The sequence below is a fragment of the Paenibacillus sp. FSL H8-0122 genome (assembly GCF_038005345.1).
GTDB lineage: Bacteria > Bacillota > Bacilli > Paenibacillales > Paenibacillaceae > Paenibacillus_AQ.
Map to the genome: position 1 here is coordinate 3,503,446 of NZ_JBBOTB010000001.1, position 25,249 is coordinate 3,528,694.

Consider the following 25,249-nt stretch of genomic DNA (forward strand, 5'->3'; position numbering starts at 1 on the left):
AAAAGGAGCAAAGAAAACCCTCGGGAATATGGTCTCAGAGCTGCGCACCGAACCCCGGCATGAACGGGTCGTAGGCTGCGCCGGAACCCGCATCCGTTACCGTGCTAGGGTATACCCGCTTTTATCTGCGGACGTACCTGAAGAGGTGGATGCCGTAAGGCATTGATGAATTTGGGTGGTAACACGTGAGCACAAGGCTCTCGTCCCTTTTGGGGGATGAGTGCCTTTTTTGCGTTCCACAATACTTGAGGAGGATAACAAGATGACTAACATTTTTATTGGAGGGGCTTGGCCTTATGCCAACGGCTCCCTGCACCTGGGCAGACTCGCCAGTATTCTTCCGGGAGATATTCTGGCCCGCTACCACCGTGCCAAAGGTGACGCTGTACTCTATGTATCCGGCAGTGACTGTCACGGCACCCCCGTTGCTGTACAAGCGGCGCAGGAGGGTGTAACCCCGGGTGAATTCGCCAGCCGGTATCATGAGGAGTTCGCCGATTGCTTCCGCGCCTTGGGCTTCACTTATGACCTCTATACCCGGACCGATCAGGCACATCACTACAATACGGTGCAGGAACTGTTCCTTAAGCTGCTGGATCACGGGTATCTGTACCAGAAACCCGGTCTCCAGTGCTATTGTGAGCTGGACCAGCGCTTCTTGCCGGACCGTTATGTCCATGGCATCTGCCCGGTATGCGGGCAGCAAGCCCGGGGAGACCAATGCGATTACTGTTCAACGATTCTCGATCCGGTGGATCTGCTGGAGCGCACATGCGCCCTCTGCGGCTCTACGCCTGTGCTGCGCTCTACTCAGCATTACTATCTGTCGCTGTCCAGCTTCCAGCAAGCACTCACAGAATATGCTGATTCCGCGCAGGGCTGGAGAGACAATTCCGTCCGTCTAACCCGCAGATATCTGCAGGAAGGCCTGCAGGACCGCGCAGCAACACGCGATCTGGACTGGGGTGTGGATGTTCCTGTTGACGGCTTCGCAGACAAAAAAATCTATGTCTGGATCGAAGCCGTTAGCGGCTATCTGTCTGCCAGCAAGCAGTGGTCGGAGGAGACCGGAGGCCGTTGGGAGGAGTTCTGGTCCGTACCATCGGGGCAGGATAACCATGGACAGCCGCCTATAACTGCTTATTATGTGCACGGGAAGGACAATATTCCTTTTCACAGCCTGATCTGGCCCGCTATCCTGCTGGGAGCTGAGGAGCTGCATCTGCCGGACCGGATCTTCTCTTCGGAGTATCTGACCCTGGAAGGGCAGAAATTCTCCACCAGCCGCAATTGGGCGGTCTGGGTGCCGGATATTCTCAGCCGGTATGACCCTGACTCGGTCCGTTATTTCCTGACTGCGAACGGTCCCGAGAAGCGGGATGCCGACTTCTCCTGGAGAGAGTTCATCTACAGCCATAACAGCGAGCTGCTGGGCGCGTTCGGCAATTTCGTTAACCGCAGCCTCGTATTCGTAAATAAGTTCTGGAGTGGCAGAGTACCAGAAGGAGTCTTGGACGAAGCATGGGTTAGCAGTCTGGAGCAGCTGTATAAGGAGACAGGCAGGCTGACCCAAGCCGGACATTTCAAGGAAGCCCTGGAATTCATCTTCTTGCATATCCGCCAGGCCAACAAATATTTCGACGAGCAGCAGCCGTGGCTCCAGATCAAGCATGATCCTGCGGCCGGGGCTAACACGCTGTATACCTGTGTTCAGATTATTGCCAATCTGTCTAACCTGCTGAACCCGTTCCTCCCCTTCTCCTGCGAGAAGATCAGGGGCTTCCTGTCCATAGAACAGCCTGTATGGCATCCGGTATCCGTCCTTGCAGAGCAGCCTATATTGGAGCTTGAATTACTGTTTGAGCGGATAGATGTAGAGCGCATAGAGGAGGAAATAGAGCGGATGAAAGACAAAAGCGTCCCGCCTCTCATACCGCTTACGAAAGCAAGCGGCGAAGGCAAGAACGCTCCGGGGTCTTAATATTGATGAATACAAAGCGGCTGTCCGCTCTGTGTGATGACTTAGTTCTGGCCGGGGTAACGTGCTCCGGCTGCAATACCTTGCGGGGATATCCGCTCAATCCGGGCTAGATCCTCAGCCGTCAGTGTAACTTCAAGCGCTCCGAGGTTCTCTTGCACCCGCTCCAGCCGCTTGGTGCCGGGAATCGGCACGATCTGCTCCCCTTGCGCAAGGAGCCAGGCCAGCGCAAGCTGTGCCGGGGCGCAGCCTTTCTCTTCTGCCATCTGCCCGATCAGCGAGACGACCTCCAGGTTCCGGATGAAGTTCTCTCCCTGGAACCGCGGGTAATGGCGGCGGTAATCATCCTCCGGCAGATCCTCGAAGCTTTTGATCTGTCCAGTGAGAAAACCGCGGCCCAACGGGCTATAAGGAACGAAGCCGATGCCCAGCTCCTTGACCAGCGGCAGAATCTCATCCTCCACCTCCCGGCTCCAGAGCGAATACTCTGTCTGCAGGGCAGTCAACGGATGCACCGCATGTGCCCGGCGGATCAAATCAGGCGAAGCTTCGGATAAGCCGATATAGCGGATCTTCCCTTCCTTGACGAGGTCAGCCAGTGTACCGGCGGTTTCCTCAACAGGGATGTTCAGATCCGGACGGTGCTGATAGTACAGATCGATATAATCTGTGCCGAGTTGATAGAGGCTGGCATCTACGGATTTTTTGATATAGGCCGGGTCTCCCTTGGGTCCCTGAGTATGTGTAATGCCGAATTTGGTCGCAATCACAGCCTGATCTCTCCGGCCCTTAAGCGCCCGCCCGAGAAGCCGTTCATTCCCGCCGAAGCGCTGCTGCTCGAAGGCTCCATAGATATCTGCTGTATCCAGCAGAGTTACTCCCTGGTCAAGCGCGCCATGAATGGTTCGTACCGACTCTTCGTTATCCGGCATCATCATCGTTCCGAGTCCCAGCGCCGATACGCTCAGCCCTTCGTTCCCGAGTGTTCTTGTATGCATATGGTTGCCTCCCTCTTGTACCTGTAATAGATCTTACGAACATGTCCTTATTCTAACCGTCCTGCCGTGGAGCAGCCACAGTACGTTCATGCTAGTAAGATCATTACCAGGGAGCGGCAACATACCTGTAAAAATGCGCCTTCAGATGATCCTCTGCTAGGTTATGACAGGGGTATAGATACAAATATGCACACCCGGGTGATCTGCCAGATTCGCCATAGAATTGATATCGTAGACTACAGGCTGGCTCGTGCCCAGACTCTCTATGACCACACGGTTAACCTTTTTGCCCAGTATATTGTGCTGCTTCCACATCTCAGCGAAATCCGCACTGTCCGCTAAGAGCTGATCGACCATCTCCTTGTACCAGGGATCGTGCAGGTTCATGTCATAATAGGTTCTGTACACCCCTACTGAATAGAGAGCGAACTCCTCCCAATTCAGCATCCGGCGGCGCAGCTCCAGGTCCAGGAACAGAAGACGCAGCATAATGCGCTCTGAAGCAGGCAGACTTCCGAAATCACTAAGGACTTCACTCGCCCTATCATTCCAGGCCAGTACCTCAGACCGCTCATTCGTAATAAAAGACGGATAAGTCAATTGGCGGATAATATCCCGCCACTGCGGATTCAGCTCCGGACTGGCTGTATCTATAGAAGCAAGTGTATCCGGCAAGCCCGGATTCCATAGCTCGAACAGATGCTTGTGCTCATCTGCCGACAACCGCAGCGCCTGACTGAGACTCTCCATGACATCTCTGGAGGCGGTAACCTCCCTGCCCTGCTCCAGCCAAGTATAATAGGTGCTGCTGAGACCAGCCAGAACTGCAACCTCCTCCCGCCGCAGCCCTGGAGTTCTGCGCTGACTGTTCGTTTCCTTGATCCCTACAGCTTCAGGCTGCAGACGTTCTCGGCGTGATCTCAGGTAGTCGCCAAGACGCCTAAACCTCGTAATCTCGTAACTCATGAGCTGGGCCTCCTTTCAGCATTACAATTGATTCACAGATACTTCACATGTTCACATACTCTCGCATATAGCGTGGGGTAAATCCCAGGGTATGTCACCGCCTGCGGCAGCTCGCTGAAGCTTCGAAGCTCCGCCATTTCGTACGGGGGCAAATTTCCGAACCTTTTGACATCTGCATAATACAACATCCCGTAGCTCTCTGCCAGTTCACTACTTCTGACTGAATAGATGCATAGCGGAGTAACTTCCAGACAAGCGCCAATATTGTAATATACTATGGTTGGGGTGTCGTGGGTTTTTGTCACTGCGGCGGTGTGACAGGGTCGTGCTTAACGGTATCATCTATGCGTATTAAAAAATCTCTTGCCATTCCCTCACGTCCTGTGTTATTATAAATTTCGTTGCAGGACGGTAGCTCAGCGGGAGAGCACTATCTTGACAGGGTAGGGGTCATGGGTTCGAACCCCATCCGTCCTATAAATGGAAAGCCTTAAAGAAACGAAGCCGATCATATGATCGGCTTCGTTTTTCGTTGTTATCATTGCAGCAGTTTTAAATTTTGAATTCCATTGCCCCATTGCCAAGAGCTTTCTAGCAATTTCTCTTTTTTCTCATCGGTTCATTCATGGTCAGTGTCTACCCATTAGTGATTTCAAGCTTAAAACTTCTTGCTCTGAGAGGCCTGAGGCTCTAACAATAATTGAGGTTTCCACTCCAAGAGCAAGAAGTTCACGCACCATTGCCTCTGCCTTTTTCCGCTCACCTTCTGCTCGTCCCTCAGCTCGCCCCTCAGCCTTAGCACCATTCATTCGTGACGCCTCATCCCGCAAATACTTCATCCGGGCATCATATTCCATACGTGTAGCGGCATCCTGACTCAGGAACTCCAGCGTATCCATTGCTTTTTTCAACATCGGTTCATTCATGGTCAGCACCTCCCAATTTGGTTGTTCAACACCCTTCAGGAATAACAGCCAGTTGATCAGACCACCATTTAATGGAACGGCCTGCTCCTCAAGCTTTGTTAATTCCATCACATGAATCTCAAGATCATTGTTAAGAGGTATCCCGGTGTGATCTTCCCGAAGATGAAACACATTATGATGGCGGTCATTAGGAAGACAGGAATAGTTCAGTATATTGATCGTCACACACTTCTTCAATTCACTGTAATCGTCGCCTTTTTGAATCTGGTGGTAATACATCTCGCTCCAGTAGAACAGTGTCCGCTTCTCCATATTGTATGGATTGAACAGCTGCATTTCGATGTTGATCCGTTTGCCCTCAGCCGTCTTGGCCTTGATGTCCAGAATAGACTGTTTATCCGCTGGAGCATCCTTATCAGTGTACGGATTCATTAATACAATCTCTGTCAGCGGGGGTTCGCCTGCCTCCATAAAGGTACTGTTGAGGAAGGCTAGCAGGACATCCTTGTTATTCTCACTGCCGAAAATTTTCTTGAAGATAAAGTCATTCCGTGCGTCGAGTAGTTCCACGATTATACTCCAATCATATACATTGATTATATCATGGCGGAACTACTCGTTGTAGACAAAGCCAGCCTTTAAGGTCCCTATATTGCTATTCTGTCCCCAAAGCTCAAAGAAACATACTAGCACATGCTTGATCGTCAGCCCTCCCCTTTTACCTAAACGTGATCGCCATTCGCTTATCCACCAATACAACGGCGTCTGCTTCACCCTTACCGTTGAACATGGCTGATATTACATATATTTTCGTGTCATCTTCAGCTTTCGCTACCCATTCTTTTTCCTGCAAATAACGTTTGTTGACTGAATCGTAAGCATAGTCCAGGTTCCTCTCCATATCCTTAAGATATTGATCGCCATAGATTTGCTTGAAATCATCTTTGGACATGCCAATTTTAAAACCGCCTGTAGTTTCATACATATCTTTCGATTCCTTTGCCAGAGTAATCCCTGCCACTTTATCCTCACGGTACATAATTCTTACGCCAGGGCTGTACATGACTGAATTCGCAATATCCTTATCTTCTCCTTTGCCCAATACCTCTTCTGCTTCCGCGCGGCTCATACCATACTCAACAATGGCTTTATGATCGTTCACCTTTTGGATGGCTAAGTCTTTAGTGGTTACCCCGTCTTTGGAATCCCCACAAGCTGTCAATACGAACAAGAACAATACTACCAGTAACGTTTTTCTCATAATACCCTCCCAAGATGTTTTTATCTAAAGTTTACCATGTCAGGAGGAATACGAAACAGGCGCGTCCCTGATTAACATTCTCCCCTGTATTCTATATAATAGAGGCAGCTTACACACGGAAAGGACTGAACTATGCGCAGATATCAATAGTTGCACCTCACCAATACCATATATATTCAATGGAGGTAACTTATTGATGATAACAGAATTACAAACCGAAAGATTAGTATTAAGACAAATGCGCACCGCCGATTCAGCCAGCCTGTTCCCGATCTGGTCCGATCCTGAAGTCACCCGGTTCATGAATATCAGCAGCTTCACGGATGAGAGTCAGGCCGTGGAGATGATTGAGCTGCTTCATAAGTTAGCCACCGAGAATCAGGCGATCCGCTATTCCATCACGGAAGCAGAATCCGGCCGGATTATCGGCTCCTGTGGTTTCAATGCGCTGGACTATGACAATGCCAAGACAGAGATCGGTTATGACCTTAGCCGCGAGTGCTGGGGAAAAGGATATGTGCCTGAAGCCCTTCGCGCACTAATAGATTATGCGTTTGATACACTGGGCTTCAATAGAATAGAAGCAAAGGCCCAGCCTGCTAATATCAATTCTATTAAGGTACTGCAGAAATTAAACTTTTCGCTGGAAGGAATATTGAGGCAGAGTGAGCGGTCCAAAGGAAGCTTCATTGATCTGTGTATGTATTCCAGATTAGCTACAGATTAACCTAACTTGAATAAGGCTGGCCCGCGGCACATCAACTGTGCAGGGTCAGCCTTATTAAATATGCGGTCGTAAAAAATAAGCTACCACTGGGGCAGCTCCACTAATTTAACATCCGATGCGGATGTTTTTACGTATTTTAGAATTTGTTTGTAGCCCTTCTCTGACAGAAAACACTTTTGCTCGACTCCTCTGTGGTCTTCCCCAAAATAAGCAATATGAAACGTCTTATCCAGCTGGATAATATTAGAAACCTGAATTAACGTGTTTCTATCTGCTAGAACGAAATGATATCCTGAACTGGCCAGGGTATTAAGCCAATATTTCAGCGTACCTACTGTATAAAAGGTCTGATCGTACGTATGGACAATGATCCGATAGATAGTCCGTTCAAATTCCATAAACGTTATTTTTGCAATATCGAGTGAGAATACACCAGTGTTTCCCTCTGTGTCTCTAGTAACAGATATCGTGCTCAAAGGGATCAACTCCAATGTTATTTAAGTAACTCTTCAGGAACCTCCGGTTGATTAATGTATAATACACTTGCTGTAACCAACACGATAAGGGCAGCCAAGGCGGACAAACCAGAAGCAAGCTTATACACTACTTTGCGCTGCAAAGCTCTCATTGTCAGATGTTCACCTCCCTTCTAGCTATAATCAGACTGATGGATTGAGCCAAAAAACTGGCTGCGATAACAGTTGATCCTACAACGATATTGGCGCCAACAAGCAGTATCGCCACGATTCTCAGCTTAGGCCAGTGCCGCCTCGGAATCCGGGTCTGTCGTTCAATTCCAATGGGCGCCAGCCATAAAACTATTAACAGACTAGTTCCATTCATTAGCATAACGTAAAGGGAACTAACCTCCACAAAGGATAGGACCGTGAACAAGCTTACCGTAAACAAGACACAGGCAATACCGGATCTGAGATGGACCCCGCCCGACACCTGACGTAATACGGCAAAGGAGATCAGAATCTGCAGAGCTTCACTTGTCCTGCCTGTCAAAAGGGATACTACCAGCGTCAGCCCAATAATAAACACCACATTAAGCACTACGCTAATAGCAAATTTCAGGACAGCGTAGGATGCCGGGTGCTCAGGTACGATATTTTTAATCGTAAATGCCAGCTTGCCGGACATGAATTCAAGCATCTTCCCGCTCCCTCCGGGTGGAATAATATAGAAGGAATACAGTCATCACCAGGAAAATCAAGGCATTTAGCAGAATATCATTATAGTAGAGTAGCACTGAAATCCCTATTACGAAGCCGAAAATCAGCAGAGACAGCAGGATATCTTCTATCTTAAAGCGGAGTTTATCCAAGTCGAACGTGAAGCCCTTGCCTTTGCGGTACAGAAGCCCAAAAATACCGAACACCGCTGCCGCAGTCGCTACCTGCAGAAAATATCCGTTCGCGGTACTACCAATATTCGATATAGATCCGAACATGAGCAGGGTGAGCAGCGTCTGAATCCCGGCAAAAATAGCAAATCCTGATATTGTTGCGATGATGGATAGAATGAGAGGCATCCTCACTACCGCAGCAAAGAAGAAGATAAAAATCAAGATTAAAACAAGTGGTGCGACATTCGACATGCCCAATTCGTTGCGTAACAGATAGCTTTGCAGATTGTTCAGCAAGATGACAAATAAAGCCTGCCAGATGTACCATCTCCACTTGAATCTATAGAGAGACATAATCAGATAATAGAGCGCAAGCGTCTCTATCGTAGAGAAAAACATAAAGCCTACAGGTTCCCACGACAAACCATAACACCGCCTGACTAATTTTCGTTTACAAAATTAATTATATATCCCCGCCGCACCTGACGTATACTACTTAATTACAAAATTCGACACTTTTTATCAAATCAAAAAAACATCCGTTGGCCGCTCTGAATCGAGCCTCAACGGATGTTCCTCTGGGTACAGCAGCTTGGCTGTCCGTATTAAATTTCAGACCAAATGACGTTAACCTCCACGGTTCCCTCCTGGGACGCAAGCGGACCGCCAATGATTGACCAGCTCTGTTTATCGTCCTTGGTCTTGCCTTGAATGATCAGGTTCTTGGGATCGATAGTCTTCACGGACTGATCGCCCAGCTTGGAAGCCAGATAATCATCATAGAGCTTCGTTACCGATTCCATACTATCCGTTGTTCTAAAAATCAGCAATGCCGTCTTCTTGCCCTCATTCTCCTCCGCATTCGAAAGAATGGTCTCTGTTACATTCTCTGGCATCGGGAAATCCTCCGGCAGATATTTCGGCAGGTCCGCAGATCCGGCAGCCGTCTCGTTGCTTCCGGCTGTCGCCTCAGGCGTCTGCTCCGGCTCTGCCGTAGGTGCTGGAGTCTGCTCAGCCTCTGTTGTCGGCTCAGGAGTCTGGACACTCTCTGCTGTCGGTGCAGTGGTCTGCATCGATTCGGTGGACGGCTTATCCTCAGCATTACCGCAGGCACTGAGGGCCAATAGGGACAACGTCAAGGATAAGGACATTATTAGTTTTTTGGTATACATCTGCTCACTCCTCATGAATTCATTGAACAATTACACGGCCGGTTAGATTCACCGGCTTACCGGATAATACCCATTTCTGCCTTCATCCAAACAACTAATGCAGACAGAAAAAGCCCGGAAACCAAGGCTCCCGGGGCATTCGTGAATGATGTATAAGTTCAGAAATTATTTATAATACGATGTCGTAAGCGGGACGAAGACCGAGGTTCCCTTCTTCACGTCGCCAGTGAGATACAGGCTGCTGACTCCGGCAATATCCACTTCGATGGTCGTGAGTCCGCTGGCCGGGTCAATGGTCTGCTTCTTCAGCACCGTGTTGGTGTCCGCGTCTTGAATACTGAAGTCTTTGATCTCCCCGCCGATCGCGGCTATCTGGAGATAGAGCTTCTGATACTTTTTGTCAGGTTGCAGCATGAAGGAACTGCCGCGGTCGCTGCTGGCGTCATCGAAGAATACATCCTTGTAATCCTTATCCTTGTACACGGTCTTACCCGGGTCCTTGGTGTGATACATATTATCAAAGCCTGTAGCAATCGGCACACCTGCCGTCTGCTCCCCGAGAGAAATGGTGTTTGTTGCGGCATCGAACTTAACGGTAACCCCCAGCAGATCGGATACGGAACGGACCGGCAGATACGTTGTGTCCTTATAGGAAATCGGGGCAATCACTGCACCGCTGCCATTCTTAAGCTGCACCGGCTGGCCGTTCATCTTGAATTTGATGCTTGGATTCAGAAAAGCCTTGATTTCCTGCAGGTTGGCCCCGGCATACACGCCCGTGCCCATTCCTCCCAGTACGGCAAATGCAGTCAGCGCAGCAGTCATCTTCTTCTTCATTCGCTCAAACTCCTCTCCAGATATAACAAATTTGAATATTCCATATTCGGAGTATAATAAATCCTGCCATCAGATGCAATCATTCAGACATCGTCTCTCCGGTGAACCGCTTCGTAACGTTCGCGTATCTCCAGATTTTTGGAGTGATTGTACAAATCCAGCGCAATGATTCCCCTGCGGGCAAGCTTCACCACCAGCACAAATAAATATATCCCCATTCCCAGACAAGTCAACCATAGTAAAAGAGCAAAAATACTGAACCCTCCAGCGAGCAAGGACCCAAAACCTGTCATATACACAGCTTACATCCCCCTAATTCAACATGATAAAAGTCTATATCCTAATCATATCAAGTTTGGCACGATTGTGTAAGGAATGCAAAGTTCTATTAAATTTCACTGTAGAAATAATCCAATTTTGATATACTGGCTAAGTATGATTAAACATTTGGGGGAAATTACTCATGTACGGAAAATTATCCAAAATGACTTTAGCTTTTGCTCTTTTAGCTTCACCTGTGATATTGAACGGATGTGGCGGGTCTAATGAGAGTACTCAAGCTGCCACGGCTACTCCTTCTGCTGCTCCGACTGCTTCTCCTACTCCAGCGCCAGAGCTGAAGAACTTCTCAGTGAAGGATAAGACGCAGGAATACCTAGAGAACTTCGGTACTAATTCATGGAATATTGAGTCGTCCAAAGAAATCGCCAATAACATCCGGATTAAGGCCCGGGAGGATAAAGAGAATACCTTCACTTATCTGGAGATTGCTGACTCTATTGAGAAAAATGATGTACAAAATGTAAAGAAGCTTTTCACAAAAATTGGTGGAGTTCTACCTGCTTCCGTTGCCGCCCGCTATCCAGATTCCACACCTACACCCGATGAAACGGATGTACCCTCTGGCGGGGATACTATTAACACCTTTGATGAAGCAAACCAGGAGCTAGGAGCCAGATCACTTAATTTAGCCAAAAGCTATCTGGAAAAGAACCTCACCCAAGAACTTAGAGATGAAGTATTAGCAGTTATTCTCAATAGTCTGGAGTTTATAAATAAGGAAAATCAAAGCAAATTCAAGGAAATGGCCCTTGCCATTCAAGAGGATGACCAGGCTACTGTTGAGAAGCTATACGCTGAACTGCTGCCGTTATACCAAGGCTTACCTAGTTCAGCAACGGCAAACGCTACGCCAGCGCCAGCAAAGGACGAAGTCATACATCTCAAAGGGAAAAAGGACCAGGCTACAGAGTTCTTCCATCTGAACAGCGGGATCGCTATATTGGAGGCAACAGACAACGGGGATTCTAACTTTGTGATCTATATGTACGATGAAACAGGAGATACCAAAAAAATGCTCGTGAATGAAATTGGGCCTTACAAAGGAAAATCACTAGCTGTGATTCCTGACGGCGGGAAATATATGCTGAAGGTGGAGTCGGATGGCTCGTGGAAAGCAGATATTAAGCAGAGCATCCCCGAGAACGTCAAGAGCGCACCGGTTAAATTATCCGGTAAGGGGAACGATGTTGTGTTTGCAAGGCTGCAAAGCAAGCTGACCCGGTTCACATCCAAGCACACGGGTGAATCCAATTTTGCCGTCAAAGTGAATGATAGCCTCTTGCTGGTTAATGAAATTGGTAACTACTCCGGCTCCACAGCGGAAAAAATCGAATCCGACGGAATTTATGTCTTTTCCGTGGAAGCAGACGGACAATGGAGCATTGATATCGAATAAGCTTCCTTAGGTTAACCGCACCCCAAAACGATTGCCACTCTTTAAAGGAGGGCAATCGTTTTCTTTTAAAGGCAGAGATTAGCCTCCGCCTGCCCGCGTAAGTGCCTACGCCTTCACCCTCATCTCACCGTCCTGCTCCTCCAGCTCCACAAACAGCGGACGCTCCTCCGGTGTCTGATTCGGCGTGTGGATGGCCAGCATCAGCTGACCGCCGAAGGCGCGGAACACCATGGCATGGCCGCCGTCCTGCCGGTAGAGCGCTTCCTCCTGATGAAGCCAGGGTCCGGTAATCTCTCCGCTCCCGGAACGGGCGATACCCAGCGCGTAGGTATTATTAATGAAGCTGGCCCACATCAGATATAACGCATCGTCGTCGCTAGAACGGAACAGGAATGGCCCATCCGTTACATAATTGAGCTGATCCGCATACCGCTCCGATCTAAACGGTGTTGTCCATGGAGCTTCCGATGCCCGGAACAGAACAACAGGTTCCCCAGCGGCACTCCGCAGGTCCTCTGTTAGCCGCATGGCGCAGACCTCGCCGTCCCCGGTCTGCTGCCATTCATGGCAGAACACCATCCACGGCTGGCCTTTCCGGTCCACATACAGCGTTCCGTCCAGTGAACTCCACTCCTGCGGAGTCACTGGCCCCTCACTATGCGGGATGAACGGGCCCAGCGGATGCAGCGAGATCAGAACGGCGGTGCCCAGCAGATCATTGTCCTTGCGCCGGAAGGTGGCGAACATGATGTAATTGCCGCCATAATTATAGACCTCCGGTGCCCAGAAATTCCGCTCCGCATAGAAATCCTGTTCCGGCCGGAAGACCGGGAACGGGCCGTCCCAGTGCTCCAGATCTGTGCCGGTGTAGGCGTTGAACCCCGTGCCCGGGCCCCAGATATTGCTGTCGGTGCTGCCATATAAATAGTAGGTGCCCTGCTCCTGTTCATGTCCGGCCAGCGGAAGCACATACGGATCTCTGATTTGCAGGTTTTTGTTATTTATCATGTACATCTCTCCTTTCTTCCCGCACACTCTGCATGCTTAGTTAGCTGTACTCCGGCAATACCACTCCAATATCGCTGACGCTCACGAAGCCGCCGTCCGCATATTCCAGTTGCTCGTTGCCCTTGATGGTGAACGGAAGCGTCTGGCCCTCATAGCACAGACTCCCTTCGATCTGGCGGACACTCATGCCGATCAGCTTCAGCAGTTGTCCGCCCCGGCCCAGGACCACACGCACACCATATGGAAAGGTCAGGTACTCCTCTTCATTACGGTAGATTACAGACCGCTCACGCGTAGTAACCAGCTCGAAGACCGTGCCGTCCACGGTCCGGCGGTATCCGGTCTCATGGGCCACCTCGTGGCCATGATCCATGTCATAGGGAAGCAGGCCGGTGAACCATAGCTCCTCTCCGGCTACCGGCACGATCCCGCATAGCCGCTCCATATAGTCCAGCAGGCAGAGAATCGCCGGTGAATAGGTCTCCGTATATCCCTCTTCCCCGGTCCATGGGCTTAACGTCTGCCCGAACCGGGTCATCCGCGAGAACGCTGCGAGGATCGGCAGGATGACCCAGGTCAGCTCGACATAACGCCCGTGCTGCTCGAAGGCATGCGGCGCACGGATGAGGCTGAGGAAGTTCGACGAGCCTCCCCAGGTGTTATAGCTGGAGAAAGGGTCGAACCTGGGATCGTCCATCGCAATGGAGGTGAAGGGATATTTGGCGAAGAACTTGCCGGTATTGAGCAGGTAACGGCGGAGGGCTGACGCAAAAAACACCCCGTCCCCCACCTCGCAGGCCAGCACACGCAGCAGAACATCCGATTGTACACGGACGAACCGGCCTCCGCGATCCCGGTCATAGAAGAACTCATCCTCTTCGTCATAGCAATGGCTGAACAGGCTGTGGCTGCTCGCCGCTGCCCGGGCACGCCATTCGTCCCCGCTCCCGCCAAGCTCCACCGCTATCTTGGACAGGTAGAGCCGCTGGCAGTAGACATTGGCCGTTAAATCCGGGGCCAGAAAAGGCAGCAGCGGCGAATCCGGGTTATATTGTCCCGCATCCTCCAGATGGGGCGTGTCGGGGACATGCCAGAAGCGCGGGGAGAGGTCATGTCCGGTATCAAACGTGCAGAAGGCTTCGACGCAGCCGGTCCCTCTGGTGTTGCGGTGCATATGCAGCCAATGGTCGAACCGGCCCATCGCCTGATACATGGAGCGAAGGAAGCTCTTGTCCCGCCCGTTCTCCAGATAATGATTCCAGACGCTGCGGGCCAGCGGCGTCACCATCTGAATCTGCCGGTAGGCCGGTCCCGCAGGCGTCACCTTGTAGGGCATCAGCCCATCCTGCCGCTGCTGGTCGGCGAACAGCCGGAAGGTCGCTCCCGCCACCCCCGGCATGAAGCGCGACAGCCGTTCAGCGCTGATCGTGCCCGTGCTCTCCAGCCAGCTCCCGAGATAGACCCCGCCTTCATGCAGCACAAGTCCGCCTCCGTCCATCGGCACGATACAGTCCAGCAGCTTGTGCAGCGCAGAGTAATAGACATTCTCCATGTTCTCCGATGAAGCCGCGAAGGCCACGCCCGATTGCTTCCACTCCTCCAGTGAATCCCGGTCCGCCGCTTTCTTAAGCACTCTAATCCGGTCGTCCACCGCTATCCTCCGCAGTCTCTCCAGTACACTACCCGTCATTCCATTCCCTCCTGTAACTTTAGTTGCTCTCCAGACAGAGAAGCAGACTGCGGGGGGCAGCCCGCTTCCGGGATATGACTACTGGGCTCCGAATAACTGCGTCGCGCCTGTATAGAAATCCTCTACCCCTTGCTTGACATCCTTTTGCTCAAAACCGATCTCCTGTACAGCGGTCTCCGCCAGCTTGGTGAATTCGGTGAAATTCGGCGGGTTATAGCTGACGGCAAACGGCTCCTTCTTCGTCGCTTCGGATACACGGCTTGTGAAGTCGTATACGGTCTGTTCCAGCGGCGTAGCCTCCTTCATCAGCAGGTCACGCATCTTGGAGGTAACCGGCACGCCACGGTCACTGCCCAGAATCTGCGCGGCATCGGGATCATTGATCCAGAAGTTCATCAGCTCCGCGACCTCCTTCGGATGCTTGGTCTTGGCATAACCGGACAACCCTTGACTGGATTCAAAGACAACCCCCGTTCCCTTCGGCCCGCGCGGCACCTGAATCATGGTCAGTTTATCCTGAGTCAGATTCTGATGAGCGGCGAACTGGTTGGACGGAATCAGGCTCATCGCCACCTTGCCGGTAACGACCAGAGATTTACTTGTGTCTCCCGGAGGATTGGATACCTGCAGGGATGGAGTGACCATTCCGCCGTTCTTAGTGATCCCGTGCCAGTAGTTGAACCACTCCTCTGCATCCTGCTGCCCGAAGCCCAGCGCGTCCTTCTCCATATCATAGACCTGCTTGCCGCGCTGCTTCATATAGATGTCCATCCCCTCAACGGTAAAGTTGTAGGTGCCGTAATAACCCTTGCCCAGCTTATCGGAGATTTCCTTGCTGATGCGGGCGTAATCCTCCCAGCTCCAGCCGTCTGCCGGAACCTCCATTCCAGCCTTCTTGAACAGCTCCGTATTGAGTACCATCCCCCGGGCATTCGCCCCGGCTGAGATATGCACCAGCTTGCCTCCCAGCGTTCCGTACTCCACCATCGTCTGGTCCATATCCGTCAGATCCAGCTCTTGGCCGACATAGGGCTGTAAGTCCAGCAGCACACCTTTCGCGGCGTAATCAGTTACGTTCCCTCCCAGGAAAAACACATCAGGCGCTGTGCCCGAAGCGAGCTGGGTGTTAAGCTTGTCGAAATACCCGGAGTTCGGAGCAAACTCCCCGACCACCTTAATGTTCGGGTGCTTCGACTCGAAGGCCCGCAGCGCCTCGTTCGTCTTATCTGCGCGCTTCTGGTCGCCCCACCACATAATCCGCAGCTCCACCTGATCCGCAGAAGCTCCCGCACCGCCGGAGTTGCCGGCCGCCGCAGGCTTGCCGTTATTGCCGCCCGAGCAGGCGGTTGTGGCTGCCAGCAGCAGGACACTCAGCGTAAGACCTAAGCTTTTCTTCATAAACATATCCCCCCAAGAATAATTGTAATCGCTTGCTCATTTCAGGCCCGTCGTAGCGATGCCCTCCAGGAAATGCTTTTGGAAGAGCATGAAGATCGTCATAATCGGCACCAGTGACAGCACCGACATCGCCAGCAGCGCGCCCCAGTCGGAGGAGCCCGAAGGATCATAGAGCGAGCGTATGCCCAGTTGCACGGTGAACAGATTGATCCGGCTGAGGTAGATCATCTGGCTGAAGAAATCATCCCACGACCAGATGAAGGTGAAGATCGCCGTTGTAATCAGCGCCGGAACCAGCAGCGGAATAATGATCCGGAAGTACAGCTGGCCCTGGCCGCAGCCGTCAATCGTGGCACTCTCGTCCAGCTCCTTCGGGATGCCGCGGATGAACTGGATCATCAGCAGAATGAAGAACGAGTCATGCGCCAGCCATTTCGGCACGATCAGCGGCAAATAGGTGTTGACCCACTCCAGCTTGCTGAAAATAATATATTGCGGAATCAGCACGACATGGTAAGGCAGCATAATGGTCACCAGCATGCAGGCAAACAGCACACTTTTGAAGCGGAACTCCAGCCGGGCGAACGCGTAAGCCGCCAGCGAACAGGTCAGTATGTTGCCGAAGACCGACAGTACAGAGATCGTGGCAGAATTGAGGAAGAAGCGGCTAAACGAGATGCCCTGCAGCCCCTTCCATCCGTTCACGTAGTTCTCCAGCGTAAATCTCCCCGGCCACAGCCCCGGTTCCGAGAAGATCAGCGCATTCGGCTTGAAGGAGCTGGACAGCAGCCACAGCACCGGATACAGCATCAGCAGCCCGAACAGAATAATGACGCCATGCTTGCCGAGCCTAAAGATCATTTTGTCGTCTGTCATGAATTATCGCCCGTCCTTTCCGTCGCCGTAGAACACCCAGAATTTGGAGGTCACGAACACTATGGAGGTGAACAGGCCGATGATGATCAGCATGATCCAGGCCAGAGCAGCGGCATACCCCATATCGAAGAAGGAGAAGCCTTTGAGATACAGATACAGCGTGTAGAACAGGGTGGAATTCACCGGACCGCCGCGCCCGTCCCCAATGACATATCCCGGAGTGAACACCTGAAAGGAATTGATAATCCCCATGACCAGGTTAAAAAAGATCACCGGGGAGAGCATCGGCAGCGTAATCCGGCCGAACTGGCGCAGCTTCCCGGCTCCGTCCACCTGCGCAGCTTCGTACAGGTCCGCAGGAATCTGCTTAATGCCGGCCAGGAAGATGACCATCGCGGAGCCGAACTGCCAGACGGACAACGTGACGATGGTCGAGAGAATATAGCTGGGATGGGCAATCCAGGACGGGCCTTCGATCCCGAACCAGGCCAGGAAGTGATTAATCAGCCCTTCCCCGTCGAAAATCTGCCGCCAGACGATGGCGATTGCCACACTTCCTCCCAGCAGGGACGGAATGTAATACACCGTTCTGTAGATGCCCAGCGCCCGGATGCCTTTGTTCAGGACGATGGCGACCAGGAGGGCAAAGGCCATTTTGAGCGGAACCGAGAATAGCACGTACTTGAACGTCACGGTAAGAGACTTGTAGAAGTATTCGTCTGCCGTGAAGATGTGCCTGTAATTGTTCAGTCCCAGCCACTGCGGGGCATTGAGCAGGTCGTACTTGGTCAGGGACAGATACAAGGAGCCCAGCATAGGTCCGAGTGTCAGTCCGAAAAAGCCGATCAGCCAGGGAAGCAGGAACAGGTAAGCGGTACCGCTCCTTCTCCACATCGCCGGTTTGTGTGCTGTCTTCATATGCGCCTTCTCCTTCTTCGTGGATATAGGCTCATTATAGAAAGCAACGCAGCTTGGTTGAATGCTATTTCTTCGGCTGTTGACTACTGAATTTTTCAGGTGGATGCTGGCGGAAGTCCGACGGGGAGGTTCCATACATTTTTTTGAACCTGGAGCTGAAGTAACTGGCATTCGAGAATCCGGTCAGCTCGGCGATATCCCACAGGTTAAGCGTTGTCGTCAACAGCAGATGCGTGGCCTGGGCCATGCGGATGTCGGTCAGGTAGACCATGAAGCTCCGGCCCACCTTGGCCTTGAACAGCTCCGAGAAGTAGGAGGAATTGTAATTGAACCGTCTGGCAAGCTGGGTCAGGTTAAGATCATACATGTAGTTGCTGTCGATATATTGCGTCGCTGTGCGGATGACCGAATCCTCGGCATCGCCGGCCTCCTGCATCGTGCGGTACACGGAGGCCGCCCGCTCCAGCAGGAATTGCCCGGCCTTGTCCACCGAATCCAGCTTGTGGACCGTCTCGGGATATAGCCATAGCTCCTGGGCCTGGATGTCTCCGTCTGCGGCCTCTGCACCCGCCCCGTCCACAAGCAGGCAGAGCTGGAAGATCAGCTTCACCAGGCAGGAGCGGGACTGGGAGAACGCCTGCTGCAGCTCATGGCGGATGCTCTGCCCGAAGGCGTCCCACTCCCCCTGAATCAGAAGCCTGCGCAGGGTCCGTGTCAATTCCTCCGTAAGCGCCAGTCCCGGCTCGCTTCTTCCTTCGGCCGGCGGCTGGGCCGCATTCTCCGAGAGGTTCCAGGCCAGCAGAGATTCCAGGCAGCCTTCCTTCCAGCGGAGGAATCCAAGCTTGCCGCCGCTGTAGCCGATCACCGGCTTGAAGCCCAGATGGACGGCGACGCATTCCGCCAGCTCTGTACAGAAGCGGTCTATATCAGTGAGCGCATCCTGGAGGATGAAGTGGACCAGCCCCGGATAGCTCGGGTCCCGCAGCACCTGGCATCGCTCCCCGGAGCTGCCCGCGAATTCCCTGGTCAGCAGCTCGAACGGCAGCCGCAGCTTGCCCGGCGTACGCTCCGGCAGCGCTGAACCTTTGCCGTGCCCAGGCTCCGGCACCGCCGCCTCCCCCGCACGCTCACGGAGTCCGGCCGTTACGAACCGCACCTCCGTCAGGTCCCATCCATCCAGCTCGAACAGCGCAGCGCGCTCCTTCAGCGCATGGACCGGCTCCACTTCCTCTTTGACAAGCTGCACCAGGAAATGCTCCTTCATCTCCTTGTAGTACTGGGACAGCCGCCACTCATTCACCGCCTGCCGGTCACGGTCATTGCGCTCCTGATCCAGCTCGTCCTTCAGCTTCTGAAGCACGGTCGTCAGCTCATCGGCGGCCACCGGTTTGAGCAGATAATCACGCGCCTGATTGCGGATCGCTGCCTTGGCATAATGGAAATCTTCATAGCCTGTAATGACTACCAGCTTCAGCTCCGGGTAGAGCCTGCGGCAATCGTCCAGGAACGATACGCCGTTCATCACCGGCATGTTCATATCCGTAATGACAATGTCGACCGCTTGGCTTGCCAGCCGTTCCATTGCCTCCATGCCGTTGCCCGCCTCTCCGGTTACACTGAGGCCCAGCGCTGCAAAGTCAGCCTTGAGCCGCAGGCCCTGGCGGATCTCCGGCTCATCATCCACGATCAATACGCGGTACATGGTCATTCCTCCTCTGAAGGGGCAGGCCCAGCGTAATGCAGGTGCCCGCCTCCTTGCTTGATTCTATGCTTAGGGTGAAGAGCCCTCCGTAATACAGCCGGCATCTGGCCAGTACATTGCGCAGTCCAATCTGATGGGTCATGCTCTGCAATAACTGCTCCGGCTGCTGGCGCATCGCCTGATCCTTCAGCTCGCGCAGCAGCTCCGGGTCCATTCCGATTCCGTTGTCAGCGACGGAGAGAACCAGCCGGTCCTTGTCCGCTCTGACGGTAATCCGTACCTTGGCCTTAGCCTGGTGAATGAAGCTGTACTTCACTGCATTCTCAATCAGCGGCTGCAGCAGGAACTTGACGATCTCCAGATCGTAAGGCGCCTCCTCCTCGTCCAGCCGCAGATCCAGACCCGCACCGAAGCGGACCTCCAGGATGGACATGTAATAGCGCACGACCTTCAGCTCCTCGCGCAGCGGGATCAGATCCTCGCTGATCCGCAGCGAGAACCTGAGCATTTTACCCAGCGATTCTATGACCGTGACCGTCTCCTTCGTCCGCTGCTGGATCGCCAGGCTGCTCATCAGCTCCAGCGTATTGAACAGGAAATGCGGATTGATCTGCATCAAGAGCGCCTTGTATTCAGCCTGCTGGCGCAGGAGCTTCTGTTCAAACTCGGTGCGGATCAGATGCGATAGCTGCTTAACCATATTGCGGAAGGTGACGGTGGCATAGTCCACCTCGCTCTGGATTCTGCGCTCCGGCAGGGTCAGCCGCTCGGCTTGGGCGAAGTCGCCCTTCTGCACATGGCGCATGGCCGAGACCAGCCGCGAGAGCGGCCTCGTAATGCCCGATGAGATCCAGTAGGCCAGTACAAAGGCGGCCGCCAGCATCAGTGAAGCAAACACTATAATGCTGTTACGGAGCTTGAACAGATTGGCGTACAGGTCCTGCTCCGAGACGAAGCCGACCAGCAGCCAGTTGGTGATGGCCAGCTTTTTGTAGACCAGAATGTGAGATGCTCCCTGCTTATCCTTCAGATATACTACCCCCTGCGCGTCCCGTGCTGCCCGCACGCGCTCCACCTCCTTCGCCGCTTCCGGATGCGTGCTGTACTCCTGCTGGGAGAGAATGGGACTGCCCTGCTCGTTCAGCAGGAAAATGGTACCGCTTTCACCAAGATGTATACGGTTCAGCGGCTCCAGCAGGAAGTCCGCCTTGATGTTGACCTTCATCACATTCCTCGCCAGCGACGGCTCGAAGATCCCGATGGGCAGCAGCAGGCTCACCACCTCGTACGGTCTCGCCCCCTTGATCTCCGCCTCATCGGTATGGGCCGGAACCCAGTGATTGCTGTGTTCGATGAAGTTGCGGTACCAGTCCTCCTGCCTGAACGAGCTATCTGCCACCACCTGATTCTCGGCCCCGACCCGCAGCCCCTCCTTGCGGTAGATGCTGACCGAGGAGACGATTGAATAATTATTCGTCGTCTGGGTCAGGAACTTGCTCATGTTGATGCTGGCCAGCATCCTCTGCCCTTCGGTGGAAGCCGGATGGGTAAGTATCGCATCCCACTTCTGGGTGATATCGCTGTTATAGACCAGAGAGGACAAGTCATAGCTCTGCTGGAGCGCCATATGAATAAAGGACCCGTATTCGTCCATCTTCTCCAGTGCCGACGTTTCGATATAAGAGCGGATAATCGAGCGCGCCTGATTGAACAGCAGCAGCGACATCGTGCCGAAGGACAAGACTAGCAGCACAACGAAGAATGCGATCAGGCGGTTTTTCAACGAGTAAAAGATAGCAAGCCCTCCTTCTCCCCGCAGATCTGTGAAGCCGGTGTTTGTCTCATCATTTGTCTTATCATGAGCGGTGTCCTTTCTCCTGTCTCTATTTGACTGATGCCTCTAGTTGTAACGCAGATCGCAGAATCCGGCAAGTGAAACCGCTCTTATCGCATGGCAAAAATGTTGCGGCGGACGATTGACCGCTGGGCAGATTTATTCTACAATGAGTTCATAAACGCGCGTTTACATTAGAGGGGGTACATTATGCGAAGCGAAGATATTGCCAAGCTAGCCGGGGTTTCGCGAAGCACCGTATCCCGTGTGATCAACAACTATTCCAATGTCCCTGAAGAGACCCGGGCTAAGGTGCTGAAGGTAATTGAACAGCATCAGTACGAGCCGAACAGCTTCGCCCGGGCGCTGGCCGGCAAGAAGACCGACACGATCGGGCTGTTTGCCATCAGCATGAACGAGAAGGAGAATGCGACACGGATCTATCAGAATAATTACTTTGCCCCGTTCGTCGATGCTGTGGTAGATACGTCGAATGCCCGCGGCTGTTATGTTCTGATTCACACCGTCTATTCTCCCGACGACTTCCTGAAGGTCAAGCAGGCCTTCCTGCAGAAACGGATTGACGGCGGAATCATTGTCGGCACCCAGAAGGATATTGAGATTGTACGGGAAATGGTCGGTCTCAGCGCTCCGCTGGTGCTGATCGATTATGACATTTCCGAGATTATGTCAGAGCATCTGGACCGCAATCATCTCGCTATTGTGAATTCCAAGGATTATGAAGGTACTGTAGAAGCGATTGAGTACTTAATCGGTCTCGGCCATCAGGAGATCGGCATGATCTGCGGACGGATGAATACTTATTCCGGGCGGGAGCGCTACATGGCATACGAGAATACGCTGAAGCGCCATGGACTTGCCCTGCAGAAGGACTTCGTCCTTCAGGGTGATTTTCTCAAGGAGACCGCCTATCAGGAAGTGAAGAAGCTGCTGGATTCCGGCGGCCCGCTGCCGACCGCCTTCTTCTCTTCCAATGACGATATGGCTATCTCGGCGATGGAAGCGTTCTCGGAGCATGGCATTTCCGTGCCGGAGGATATCTCCATTGCGGGGTTCGACGATGTGCAGCTTGCTGCGCGGATTCATCCCAAGCTGACCTCCGTCCGTCTGCCGATTTATGAAATGTCCAAAGCCGCTGTCGAGAAGGTCATTGAGCTGTGCGATTCACAGCAGCCGACCTTCAGCACCATCAGCTTCCCGGCGCGCCTGATCACCAGAGATTCCTGTCAGCCGCCGAAGAAGTAGAGCTTTACTCCGATTTAGACTGATACAGACCGATTCAGAAAAATCCCTTGCCCCGAGGGACTTTTTTCTCCGCTCTGTAAACGCGCGTTCACAATCGAAAGGAGACTTGTCTCTCATGAAATTCGGAACTTTTGACGACACCCGTAAAGAGTATGTAATCAACACCCCCAAAACCCCTTATCCCTGGATTAACTACCTCGGCAACGAGCAGTTCTTCGGCCTCATCTCTAATACTGCCGGGGGCTATACCTTCTACCGCGATGCGCGGATGAGAAGACTTACCCGTTACCGGTATAACAATATTCCGCTGGATACCGGCGGCCGCTACTACTACCTGTACGATGGCGGGGACTTCTGGACGCCGGGCTGGATGCCGGTGAAGCGGGACCTCGACTTCTACGAATGCCGCCACGGCCTTGGCTACACTTCTATTACAGGCGAGCGTAACGGCATTTCCGTGAATCAGCTTGCTTTTGTACCGATGGGCCACAATGCGGAAGTTCACCGTCTGGTTGTTAAGAACACAGGCGATGTGAAGAAGACCGTGAAGCTGTTCTCTTTTGCCGAGTTCTGCCTGTGGAATGCCAACGATGATATGACCAACTTCCAGCGTAACCTCAGCACCGGCGAAGTGGAAGTGAAGGATTCCGTCATTTATCACAAAACAGAATACCGCGAGCGCAGAAACCACTACGCCTTCTATTCTGTAAATAAGGAAATTGCCGGCTTCGATACGGACCGCGAATCGTTCGTGGGCATGTACAATGGCCTGGATGCTCCGCAGGCGGTTGCTGCCGGTGAGGCTGCTAACTCTGTCGCCAGCGGCTGGTCGCCGATCGGCTCCCACGCACTTGACATCACGCTGGAGCCGGGCGAAGCCCAAAGCTTCATCTTCGTGCTCGGCTACATCGAGAACCCTGAGGATGAGAAATGGGAAGCTCTGAACGTTATTAACAAAAAGCCGGCCCAGGCTGTCATCGATCAGTTCGCTACTGATGCCCAGGTGGATGCCGCCCTTGCCGTTCTGGCTGCGCACTGGGATAACCTGCTGTCCAAATACCAGATCAAGAGCGGGGACGACAAGCTGAACCGGATGGTGAACATCTGGAATCCGTACCAGTGTATGGTGACCTTCAACATGTCCCGTTCCGCATCGTACTTCGAATCCGGGATTGGCCGGGGTATGGGCTTCCGCGACTCCAACCAGGACTTGCTCGGCTTCGTCCACCAGATTCCTGAGCGTGCCAGAGAACGGATTCTTGATATCGCCGCTACCCAGTTCCCTGACGGCAGTGCGTATCACCAGTACCAGCCGCTAACCAAGAAGGGCAACAATGAAGTCGGCTCCGGCTTCAACGACGATCCGCTATGGCTGATCTCGGGTACAGCAGCCTATATTAAGGAGACCGGCGATTATTCGATCCTTGATGAGCAGGTTCCTTTTGACAGCAATCCGGATCACACAGCAACCCTGTTCGAGCATCTGAAGCTGAGCTTCGAGCATGTCACGAACAACCTCGGGCCTCACGGCCTGCCGCTGATCGGACGCGCGGACTGGAATGACTGTCTGAACCTGAACTGCTTCTCCACCGAGCCGGGCGAATCGTTCCAGACCACGGAGAATATCGCTGGCGGCGTAGCGGAATCTGTATTCATCGCAGGTCTGTTCGTCTTCGTTGGACCGGACTATGCCGAGATCTGCCGGATGCGCGGATTGGATGATGTAGCCGCTGATGCTGTTGCCAAGATCGAGAACATGAGTGCCATCACGTTGTCCCACGGCTTCGACGGCGACTGGTTCCTGCGCGCTTATGACCATTATGGCGACAAGATCGGCAGCAAGGAGAACGAAGAAGGCCAGATCTTCATTGAGCCGCAAGGCATGTGCGTAATGGCTGGAATCGGTGTAGAGAACGGTGAAGCAGCCCGCGCCCTGACTTCCGTGCAGGAACGTCTGGATACGGACTATGGTATCGTTTTGCAGCAGCCTCCGTATTCCAAGTACTATCTGAACCTGGGTGAAATCTCCACGTATCCTCCGGGCTACAAAGAGAATGCCGGGATCTTCTGCCATAACAACCCGTGGATTATGATTGCGGAGACGGTCCTTGGACATGGCGACAGAGCTTTTGACATTTACCGAAAAATCGCTCCGGCCTACCTGGAGGACATCAGCGAAGTTCACCGGATGGAGCCTTACGTGTACTCCCAGATGATCGCCGGTAAAGATGCCGTACGTCACGGGGAAGCGAAAAACTCCTGGCTGACAGGTACAGCGGCATGGAACTATGTAGCGATCACGCAGTCTATCCTGGGAATTCAGGCGGACTTCGCCGGGCTCAAGGTTGACCCTTGTATCCCAGCAGAATGGGACGGCTTCGAGATCACCCGCGTCTTCCGTGGCGACACTTATGTGATCTCGATCCAGAACCCGAACCATGTCTCCAAAGGTGTAGCCAGCCTGACCCTCGACGGCGCTGCCGTGGAAGGCAATATTATCGCTCCTGTGGGCGACGGTGCAGTACACCAGGTTGTCGTCACTCTCGGCTAATAACCTGGCACTCCTATAAAAGCATAACAACCCGGTTGTCCGCTTAGGCGGT

The 25,249-nt window shown here is 52.8% G+C and carries 23 protein-coding genes, 1 tRNA gene and 1 other annotated feature (1 of these 25 cut by a window edge); of the genes, 6 read left to right on the forward strand and 18 right to left on the reverse strand.

Annotation, left to right across the window (positions count from 1 at the left end):
• Positions 1–211 (forward strand) — a binding site (T-box leader); it begins 61 nt to the left of the window's first position.
• Positions 212–262: 51 nt separating this feature from the next.
• Positions 263–1,981 carry a methionine--tRNA ligase gene (gene metG / locus NSS64_RS15405; RefSeq protein WP_341140664.1) on the forward strand — a complete coding sequence of 573 codons (1,719 nt, stop codon included), beginning with the start codon at positions 263–265 and terminating at the stop codon, positions 1,979–1,981.
• A 41-nt stretch (positions 1,982–2,022) separates the two neighbouring features.
• Here the strand turns inward: metG and NSS64_RS15410 are convergent, their stop codons facing one another.
• Both NSS64_RS15410 and NSS64_RS15415 read right to left on the reverse strand, forming a co-directional pair.
• On the reverse strand, positions 2,023–2,976 hold the full coding sequence (locus tag NSS64_RS15410; RefSeq protein ID WP_341140665.1) for an aldo/keto reductase: 954 nt from the start codon (positions 2,974–2,976) through the stop codon (positions 2,023–2,025).
• Between the two features lie 156 nt (positions 2,977–3,132).
• Positions 3,133–3,942: a helix-turn-helix transcriptional regulator gene (locus tag NSS64_RS15415; protein WP_341140666.1), complete on the reverse strand. Its 810-nt coding sequence runs from the start codon at positions 3,940–3,942 to the stop codon at positions 3,133–3,135.
• 405 nt (positions 3,943–4,347) lie between these two features.
• Between NSS64_RS15415 and NSS64_RS15420 the strand changes: the two genes are divergently transcribed.
• Positions 4,348–4,419: transfer RNA gene (locus NSS64_RS15420), tRNA-Val, on the forward strand.
• Between the two features lie 152 nt (positions 4,420–4,571).
• Here the strand turns inward: NSS64_RS15420 and NSS64_RS15425 are convergent.
• Both NSS64_RS15425 and NSS64_RS15430 read right to left on the reverse strand, forming a co-directional pair.
• Positions 4,572–5,441, reverse strand: coding sequence for an Rpn family recombination-promoting nuclease/putative transposase (locus NSS64_RS15425; protein WP_341142820.1), 870 nt, complete (start codon positions 5,439–5,441; stop codon positions 4,572–4,574).
• A 145-nt stretch (positions 5,442–5,586) separates the two neighbouring features.
• Positions 5,587–6,129 (reverse strand): hypothetical protein, encoded by a 543-nt coding sequence (locus NSS64_RS15430; RefSeq protein WP_340992526.1) that lies wholly within the window; start codon positions 6,127–6,129, stop codon positions 5,587–5,589.
• 196 nt (positions 6,130–6,325) lie between these two features.
• On the opposite strand from NSS64_RS15430, the gene NSS64_RS15435 reads away from it, so the two are divergent.
• Entirely contained in the window at positions 6,326–6,856 is a 531-nt protein-coding gene (locus NSS64_RS15435; RefSeq protein WP_340992525.1) for a GNAT family N-acetyltransferase, read from the forward strand.
• An 80-nt stretch (positions 6,857–6,936) separates the two neighbouring features.
• On the opposite strand, the gene NSS64_RS15440 is transcribed toward NSS64_RS15435, so the two are convergent.
• The 7 genes from NSS64_RS15440 to NSS64_RS15465 form a co-directional block, all read right to left on the reverse strand.
• Positions 6,937–7,332, reverse strand: a complete 396-nt coding sequence (locus NSS64_RS15440) for a LytTR family transcriptional regulator DNA-binding domain-containing protein (protein WP_340941388.1) — start codon at positions 7,330–7,332, stop codon at positions 6,937–6,939.
• 17 nt (positions 7,333–7,349) lie between these two features.
• Positions 7,350–7,484, reverse strand: a complete 135-nt coding sequence (locus NSS64_RS32775; protein WP_081751311.1) for a cyclic lactone autoinducer peptide — start codon at positions 7,482–7,484, stop codon at positions 7,350–7,352.
• A 2-nt stretch (positions 7,485–7,486) separates the two neighbouring features.
• Positions 7,487–8,014 (reverse strand): accessory gene regulator ArgB-like protein, encoded by a 528-nt coding sequence (locus tag NSS64_RS15445; RefSeq protein ID WP_341140667.1) that lies wholly within the window; start codon positions 8,012–8,014, stop codon positions 7,487–7,489.
• Positions 8,007–8,630: a hypothetical protein gene (locus NSS64_RS15450; RefSeq protein WP_155991628.1), complete on the reverse strand. Its 624-nt coding sequence runs from the start codon at positions 8,628–8,630 to the stop codon at positions 8,007–8,009. The genes NSS64_RS15445 and NSS64_RS15450 overlap by 8 nt, the downstream gene beginning before the upstream one ends.
• Before the next feature lie 182 nt (positions 8,631–8,812).
• Positions 8,813–9,379, reverse strand: a complete 567-nt coding sequence (locus NSS64_RS15455; RefSeq protein WP_341140668.1) for a hypothetical protein — start codon at positions 9,377–9,379, stop codon at positions 8,813–8,815.
• Between the two features lie 165 nt (positions 9,380–9,544).
• Complete coding sequence (locus tag NSS64_RS15460) at positions 9,545–10,216, reverse strand: stalk domain-containing protein (RefSeq protein ID WP_340992521.1); 672 nt, start codon at positions 10,214–10,216, stop codon at positions 9,545–9,547.
• 83 nt (positions 10,217–10,299) lie between these two features.
• Complete coding sequence (locus NSS64_RS15465; protein WP_340995593.1) at positions 10,300–10,509, reverse strand: hypothetical protein; 210 nt, start codon at positions 10,507–10,509, stop codon at positions 10,300–10,302.
• Between the two features lie 170 nt (positions 10,510–10,679).
• Between NSS64_RS15465 and NSS64_RS15470 the strand changes: the two genes are divergently transcribed.
• Positions 10,680–11,954 carry a hypothetical protein gene (locus tag NSS64_RS15470; protein ID WP_341140669.1) on the forward strand — a complete coding sequence of 425 codons (1,275 nt, stop codon included), beginning with the start codon at positions 10,680–10,682 and terminating at the stop codon, positions 11,952–11,954.
• Positions 11,955–12,059: 105 nt separating this feature from the next.
• Here the strand turns inward: NSS64_RS15470 and NSS64_RS15475 are convergent, their stop codons facing one another.
• The 7 genes from NSS64_RS15475 to NSS64_RS15505 all read right to left on the reverse strand — a co-directional run bounded on the left by NSS64_RS15475 (position 12,060) and on the right by NSS64_RS15505 (position 21,329).
• Positions 12,060–12,962 (reverse strand): glycoside hydrolase family 43 protein, encoded by a 903-nt coding sequence (locus NSS64_RS15475; protein WP_341140670.1) that lies wholly within the window; start codon positions 12,960–12,962, stop codon positions 12,060–12,062.
• A 40-nt stretch (positions 12,963–13,002) separates the two neighbouring features.
• The gene (locus NSS64_RS15480; RefSeq protein WP_341140671.1) at positions 13,003–14,652 is read right to left on the reverse strand and encodes an MGH1-like glycoside hydrolase domain-containing protein; all 1,650 of its coding nucleotides are present in this window, start codon (positions 14,650–14,652) and stop codon (positions 13,003–13,005) included.
• Between the two features lie 78 nt (positions 14,653–14,730).
• Positions 14,731–16,050: an ABC transporter substrate-binding protein gene (locus NSS64_RS15485; RefSeq protein ID WP_445667798.1), complete on the reverse strand. Its 1,320-nt coding sequence runs from the start codon at positions 16,048–16,050 to the stop codon at positions 14,731–14,733.
• 36 nt (positions 16,051–16,086) lie between these two features.
• A complete protein-coding gene (locus NSS64_RS15490; protein WP_341140673.1) occupies positions 16,087–16,926 on the reverse strand; it encodes a carbohydrate ABC transporter permease in 840 nt (279 codons plus the stop codon).
• A gap of 3 nt (positions 16,927–16,929) precedes the next feature.
• Positions 16,930–17,844, reverse strand: coding sequence for a carbohydrate ABC transporter permease (locus NSS64_RS15495; RefSeq protein ID WP_340992515.1), 915 nt, complete (start codon positions 17,842–17,844; stop codon positions 16,930–16,932).
• Positions 17,845–17,908: 64 nt separating this feature from the next.
• Positions 17,909–19,546 (reverse strand): response regulator transcription factor, encoded by a 1,638-nt coding sequence (locus tag NSS64_RS15500; protein WP_341140674.1) that lies wholly within the window; start codon positions 19,544–19,546, stop codon positions 17,909–17,911.
• Positions 19,521–21,329, reverse strand: a complete 1,809-nt coding sequence (locus NSS64_RS15505) for a sensor histidine kinase (RefSeq protein ID WP_341140675.1) — start codon at positions 21,327–21,329, stop codon at positions 19,521–19,523. The genes NSS64_RS15500 and NSS64_RS15505 overlap by 26 nt, the downstream gene beginning before the upstream one ends.
• Positions 21,330–21,590: 261 nt before the next feature.
• Between NSS64_RS15505 and NSS64_RS15510 the strand changes: the two genes are divergently transcribed.
• Both NSS64_RS15510 and NSS64_RS15515 read left to right on the forward strand, forming a co-directional pair.
• Positions 21,591–22,646, forward strand: coding sequence for a LacI family DNA-binding transcriptional regulator (locus tag NSS64_RS15510; RefSeq protein WP_341140676.1), 1,056 nt, complete (start codon positions 21,591–21,593; stop codon positions 22,644–22,646).
• A 115-nt stretch (positions 22,647–22,761) separates the two neighbouring features.
• Positions 22,762–25,197: a GH36-type glycosyl hydrolase domain-containing protein gene (locus tag NSS64_RS15515; RefSeq protein ID WP_341140677.1), complete on the forward strand. Its 2,436-nt coding sequence runs from the start codon at positions 22,762–22,764 to the stop codon at positions 25,195–25,197.
• The last annotated feature ends 52 nt before the right edge of the window (positions 25,198–25,249 follow it).

Coding starts and splice junctions, on each gene's coding strand:
- metG (WP_341140664.1), top strand. CDS start 263: ATGACTAACATTTTTATTGGAGGGGCTTGGCCTTATGCCAACGGCTCC.
- NSS64_RS15410 (WP_341140665.1), bottom strand. CDS start 2,976: ATGCATACAAGAACACTCGGGAACGAAGGGCTGAGCGTATCGGCGCTG.
- NSS64_RS15415 (WP_341140666.1), bottom strand. CDS start 3,942: ATGAGTTACGAGATTACGAGGTTTAGGCGTCTTGGCGACTACCTGAGA.
- NSS64_RS15430 (WP_340992526.1), bottom strand. CDS start 6,129: ATGAGAAAAACGTTACTGGTAGTATTGTTCTTGTTCGTATTGACAGCT.
- NSS64_RS15435 (WP_340992525.1), top strand. CDS start 6,326: ATGATAACAGAATTACAAACCGAAAGATTAGTATTAAGACAAATGCGC.
- NSS64_RS32775 (WP_081751311.1), bottom strand. CDS start 7,484: ATGAGAGCTTTGCAGCGCAAAGTAGTGTATAAGCTTGCTTCTGGTTTG.
- NSS64_RS15445 (WP_341140667.1), bottom strand. CDS start 8,014: ATGCTTGAATTCATGTCCGGCAAGCTGGCATTTACGATTAAAAATATC.
- NSS64_RS15455 (WP_341140668.1), bottom strand. CDS start 9,379: ATGTATACCAAAAAACTAATAATGTCCTTATCCTTGACGTTGTCCCTA.
- NSS64_RS15460 (WP_340992521.1), bottom strand. CDS start 10,216: ATGAAGAAGAAGATGACTGCTGCGCTGACTGCATTTGCCGTACTGGGA.
- NSS64_RS15465 (WP_340995593.1), bottom strand. CDS start 10,509: ATGACAGGTTTTGGGTCCTTGCTCGCTGGAGGGTTCAGTATTTTTGCT.
- NSS64_RS15470 (WP_341140669.1), top strand. CDS start 10,680: ATGTACGGAAAATTATCCAAAATGACTTTAGCTTTTGCTCTTTTAGCT.
- NSS64_RS15475 (WP_341140670.1), bottom strand. CDS start 12,962: ATGATAAATAACAAAAACCTGCAAATCAGAGATCCGTATGTGCTTCCG.
- NSS64_RS15480 (WP_341140671.1), bottom strand. CDS start 14,652: ATGACGGGTAGTGTACTGGAGAGACTGCGGAGGATAGCGGTGGACGAC.
- NSS64_RS15485 (WP_445667798.1), bottom strand. CDS start 16,050: ATGAAGAAAAGCTTAGGTCTTACGCTGAGTGTCCTGCTGCTGGCAGCC.
- NSS64_RS15490 (WP_341140673.1), bottom strand. CDS start 16,926: ATGACAGACGACAAAATGATCTTTAGGCTCGGCAAGCATGGCGTCATT.
- NSS64_RS15495 (WP_340992515.1), bottom strand. CDS start 17,844: ATGAAGACAGCACACAAACCGGCGATGTGGAGAAGGAGCGGTACCGCT.
- NSS64_RS15500 (WP_341140674.1), bottom strand. CDS start 19,546: ATGTACCGCGTATTGATCGTGGATGATGAGCCGGAGATCCGCCAGGGC.
- NSS64_RS15510 (WP_341140676.1), top strand. CDS start 21,591: ATGCGAAGCGAAGATATTGCCAAGCTAGCCGGGGTTTCGCGAAGCACC.
- NSS64_RS15515 (WP_341140677.1), top strand. CDS start 22,762: ATGAAATTCGGAACTTTTGACGACACCCGTAAAGAGTATGTAATCAAC.